At 43.5% G+C, this 3,628-nt stretch carries 1 protein-coding gene and 25 tRNA genes; 1 reads left to right on the forward strand and 25 read right to left on the reverse strand.

Going from position 1 to position 3,628, the window contains the following annotated elements; genetic code table 11:
* The first annotated feature begins 340 nt into the window (after positions 1-340).
* Positions 341-826, forward strand: coding sequence for a hypothetical protein (locus FD31_RS13495; protein ID WP_057893309.1), 486 nt, complete (start codon positions 341-343; stop codon positions 824-826).
* Positions 827-1,179: 353 nt separating this feature from the next.
* Here FD31_RS13495 and FD31_RS13500 read toward each other — a convergent pair.
* From FD31_RS13500 to FD31_RS13620, 25 genes are all read right to left on the reverse strand, one after another.
* A tRNA-Leu gene (locus FD31_RS13500) sits at positions 1,180-1,263 on the reverse strand.
* A 43-nt stretch (positions 1,264-1,306) separates the two neighbouring features.
* Positions 1,307-1,377, reverse strand: a tRNA-Cys gene (locus FD31_RS13505).
* A gap of 20 nt (positions 1,378-1,397) precedes the next feature.
* Positions 1,398-1,469 (reverse strand) — tRNA-Gln (locus tag FD31_RS13510).
* Between the two features lie 10 nt (positions 1,470-1,479).
* A tRNA-His gene (locus FD31_RS13515) sits at positions 1,480-1,552 on the reverse strand.
* 18 nt (positions 1,553-1,570) lie between these two features.
* A tRNA-Trp gene (locus tag FD31_RS13520) sits at positions 1,571-1,641 on the reverse strand.
* Positions 1,642-1,647: 6 nt separating this feature from the next.
* Positions 1,648-1,730: transfer RNA gene (locus FD31_RS13525), tRNA-Tyr, on the reverse strand.
* A gap of 4 nt (positions 1,731-1,734) precedes the next feature.
* Positions 1,735-1,807, reverse strand: a tRNA-Phe gene (locus FD31_RS13530).
* Between the two features lie 5 nt (positions 1,808-1,812).
* Positions 1,813-1,886: transfer RNA gene (locus FD31_RS13535), tRNA-Asp, on the reverse strand.
* Positions 1,887-1,908: 22 nt separating this feature from the next.
* Positions 1,909-1,982, reverse strand: a tRNA-Met gene (locus FD31_RS13540).
* A 32-nt stretch (positions 1,983-2,014) separates the two neighbouring features.
* A tRNA-Ser gene (locus FD31_RS13545) sits at positions 2,015-2,104 on the reverse strand.
* 48 nt (positions 2,105-2,152) lie between these two features.
* Positions 2,153-2,224 (reverse strand) — tRNA-Glu (locus FD31_RS13550).
* A gap of 8 nt (positions 2,225-2,232) precedes the next feature.
* A tRNA-Ser gene (locus FD31_RS13555) sits at positions 2,233-2,320 on the reverse strand.
* 8 nt (positions 2,321-2,328) lie between these two features.
* Positions 2,329-2,403 (reverse strand) — tRNA-Ile (locus FD31_RS13560).
* A gap of 13 nt (positions 2,404-2,416) precedes the next feature.
* Positions 2,417-2,487 (reverse strand) — tRNA-Gly (locus FD31_RS13565).
* A gap of 49 nt (positions 2,488-2,536) precedes the next feature.
* Positions 2,537-2,610: transfer RNA gene (locus FD31_RS13570), tRNA-Asp, on the reverse strand.
* 22 nt (positions 2,611-2,632) lie between these two features.
* Positions 2,633-2,706, reverse strand: a tRNA-Met gene (locus FD31_RS13575).
* Positions 2,707-2,743: 37 nt separating this feature from the next.
* Positions 2,744-2,817: transfer RNA gene (locus FD31_RS13580), tRNA-Ile, on the reverse strand.
* A gap of 9 nt (positions 2,818-2,826) precedes the next feature.
* A tRNA-Met gene (locus tag FD31_RS13585) sits at positions 2,827-2,900 on the reverse strand.
* A gap of 34 nt (positions 2,901-2,934) precedes the next feature.
* Positions 2,935-3,008 (reverse strand) — tRNA-Pro (locus tag FD31_RS13590).
* Between the two features lie 13 nt (positions 3,009-3,021).
* Positions 3,022-3,095 (reverse strand) — tRNA-Arg (locus FD31_RS13595).
* A gap of 13 nt (positions 3,096-3,108) precedes the next feature.
* A tRNA-Leu gene (locus tag FD31_RS13600) sits at positions 3,109-3,194 on the reverse strand.
* Positions 3,195-3,208: 14 nt separating this feature from the next.
* Positions 3,209-3,280 (reverse strand) — tRNA-Gly (locus FD31_RS13605).
* A 4-nt stretch (positions 3,281-3,284) separates the two neighbouring features.
* Positions 3,285-3,357 (reverse strand) — tRNA-Thr (locus FD31_RS13610).
* A gap of 61 nt (positions 3,358-3,418) precedes the next feature.
* Positions 3,419-3,501, reverse strand: a tRNA-Leu gene (locus FD31_RS13615).
* A gap of 26 nt (positions 3,502-3,527) precedes the next feature.
* Positions 3,528-3,600, reverse strand: a tRNA-Lys gene (locus tag FD31_RS13620).
* Positions 3,601-3,628: the final 28 nt, after the last annotated feature.

Consider the following 3,628-nt stretch of genomic DNA (forward strand, 5'->3'; position numbering starts at 1 on the left):
AGCGCCCATGCCGGGCGCACATATAAAAAAAGCAATGTTTTCAATAAGAAACATTGCTTTAAAAAGGAATAAATTATTGTCCGTAATTTCTCCAAGTTTTTTTGGCACAAACGAAATTATCCCTTAAATAGTATCGTTCCTTTTGTGCAAGATTATAGTAACAAAGACGGATAATTTTTGAAAGCAAAAATAGCTCTTTTTTTAATTTAATTTTTTATCATAATTTGATTATCATATAAATATATGATTTTATTTTATCGATATTTAGTTACGCATTTCTCTATTAGAAGTTCAATCCTTAGATTTATAATTAACCAATGAACTTTTAGGAGGCAAGAAAATGAATCGAAAAAGAATTGCTTTATTAACTGGTCTAACACTTTTAGCTGGTGCCGTCGTTAATACAACTAATCCTTTGCGAAACGCCGTTAAAAACGATGCTGAGGCGGCACAAATCAAAACTAACTTAAAACCTAATTCCAAGTACCCAGACATTGCTAAAAAATTGGATCTCACTTCAATGGAACAATACAGTAGTGTCAATTTATTTATGAATGTGACACTGAAAGATTTCTATGTCAAAGAATCGTCAATCGATAACTACGGACAATCACACCTCTTATTAGCCCCTTTGAAAACCAGTGATCAATATTTTCTGGTCGTCACCAAATCTGCGAAAACCATTAAAAAGAACGATATGATTACAGTTCAAGGCTTTATGAATGGCAAAACAAGGATTGATAATGCTCAAATTGCTGCAGGATTAAATCAGAAATATCTTAATAAGAAAGTTGTTTCATTAATTGCAGACAATCTTTCCCTTTAAATACCATCATTTCATTAAGAAAATGAAATTTAAAATATACCCGAAAAGTACGGAAATATTCTAAAAAATATCAAAAGTTTACGTCCATCTGCTAAAAATTATAAATCTAAAAGAGATACTAAGGCAAAAAAATGTATTACAAAATCTATAACTTAAACTGTTCCCATGTGAAAACATAAGTAAATATGTGTGCAAAATATGTGCATAACACTCAAAAAGTGTGCAGAAATGTGCAACTACCTAGACCGGTTTGACAAAGGCTTGAAGACACAAAAAAAGCTCTGAACATTGATTTAACAACATTCAGAGCTAACAGCCAATTAAGTTTGGTATAGGTTTACTATACCCTATAATACCGGTGATCGGGGTCGAACCGATACTCCCTAGTGGGAACAGGATTTTGAATCCTGCGCGTCTGCCAATTCCGCCACACCGGCATGATTTGTAACACCTCATGCCTGATTACTTAAGCACAACCAAAGGCGGTAACCGGATTTGAACCGGTGATGAAGGTTTTGCAGACCTCTGCCTTACCACTTGGCTATACCGCCATATTCAATTATTACAGCAATTGGGTTAGCTGGATTCGAACCAGCGCATGATGGAGTCAAAGTCCATTGCCTTACCGCTTGGCTATAACCCAATAAAAAAAGGGCGGTATGTGGGAATCGAACCCACGTGTGTCGGTACCACAAACCGATGTGTTAACCACTTCACCAATACCGCCATGATAAAAGGTAGAAACAGGGATAGTAGGAATTGAACCCACACTGACGGTTTTGGAGACCGTAGTTCTACCTTTAAACTATATCCCTAAACTATGGAGGGGAGTGGATTCGAACCACCGAACCCGAAGGAGCGGATTTACAGTCCGCCGCGTTTAGCCAGACTTCGCTACCCCTCCAAAATGGCGCGGGACGGAATCGAACCGCCGACACATGGAGCTTCAATCCATTGCTCTACCAACTGAGCTACCGAGCCATTAACGGTCCCTGCGGGAATCGAACCCGCGATCTCCTGCGTGACAGGCAGGCGTCCTAACCAACTAGACCAAGGAACCAAATTTAATTATTTAGAGCTAATTGCGGGAGCAGGATTTGAACCTACGACCTTCGGGTTATGAGCCCGACGAGCTACCAGACTGCTCCATCCCGCGATAATAAAAAGTAAATCAACTGACACCCACTAAGGAGGATGTGGGATTCGAACCCACGCGCCGCTTTCGCGACCTGACGGTTTTCAAGACCGTTCCCTTAAGCCGGACTTGGGTAATCCTCCATTGCTTAAAAAGTTAATCTATAATACTAAATGACGCATACGCGTCAATGACCCCTACGGGATTTGAACCCATGTTACTGCCGTGAAAGGGCAGTGTCTTAACCACTTGACCAAGGGGTCATATCTAACGGAGAAGGAGGGATTTGAACCCTCGCGCCGCTTACGCGACCTACACCCTTAGCAGGGGCGCCTCTTCAGCCACTTGAGTACTTCTCCAGATATAGTGGGCCTAAATGGACTTGAACCATCGACCTCACGCTTATCAGGCGTGCGCTCTAAACCAGCTGAGCTATAGGCCCATAAAAGTGGCAAAGCGGGTGACGAGAATCGAACTCGCGACAACAGCTTGGAAGGCTGTGGTTTTACCACTAAACTACACCCGCATATTACCTTGCGACTACTTCTACCATAGCAAACATATCGATTTGCTAACGGTCCCTGCGGGAATCGAACCCGCGATCTCCTGCGTGACAGGCAGGCGTCCTAACCAACTAGACCAAGGAACCAAATTTAATTATTTAAAACTAATTGCGGGAGCAGGATTTGAACCTACGACCTTCGGGTTATGAGCCCGACGAGCTACCAGACTGCTCCATCCCGCGATAATATTAACAAAATACAAGGTCCGTACAAATGGGATGGACCTTGTAGGACTCGAACCTACGACCGAACGGTTATGAGCCGTTTGCTCTAACCAACTGAGCTAAAGGTCCGGAAATAAATAGCGGCGAAGGGGATCGAACCCCCGACCTCCCGGGTATGAACCGGACGCTCTAGCCAGCTGAGCTACACCGCCAAAAACTATGATACTTGACAAATTACATTGCCTATCGGGAAGACAGGATTCGAACCTGCGACCCCCTGGTCCCAAACCAGGTGCTCTACCAAGCTGAGCCACTTCCCGAAAATAAAACTAATGCACCTAGTAGGAGTCGAACCTACAACCTTCTGATTCGTAGTCAGACACTCTATCCAATTGCGCTATAGGTGCATATTCATTATAGTGCCGAGGACCGGAATCGAACCGGTACGGTAATTACTTACCGCAGGATTTTAAGTCCTGTGCGTCTGCCAGTTCCGCCACCCCGGCGTTACTATAATGAAAGCGGAAGACGGGATTCGAACCCGCGACCCCCACCATGGCAAGGTGATGTTCTACCACTGAACTACTTCCGCATTATGCCGACTAGAGGATTCGAACCTCCGACCCCCTGTTTACAAGACAGGTGCTCTGCCAACTGAGCTAAGTCGGCATAAAACGTTACTTTCATATTTTACTAGATGGAACACAATATCGCAACAACAATATTGAAATACGGGTGAAAGGACTTGAACCTTCATGTCCACTGGACACTAGAACCTAAATCTAGCGCGTCTGCCAATTCCGCCACACCCGCATGGTGTGTTATATATATGTTGCAAATGAGCCGTGACAGGTTCGAACTGTCGACCCTCTGATTAAAAGTCAGATGCTCTACCGGCTGAGCTAACGGCTCATGATATGGAGGATACAGGGATCGAACC

It is taken from the genome of Companilactobacillus nantensis DSM 16982 (assembly GCF_001435815.1).
In the GTDB taxonomy this organism is placed as follows: Bacteria; Bacillota; Bacilli; order Lactobacillales; family Lactobacillaceae; genus Companilactobacillus; species Companilactobacillus nantensis.

What these genes read in the sequence shown, in the direction of transcription:
- FD31_RS13495 (WP_057893309.1), top strand. Translation starts at nt 341, where the DNA reads ATGAATCGAAAAAGAATTGCTTTATTAACTGGTCTAACACTTTTAGCT.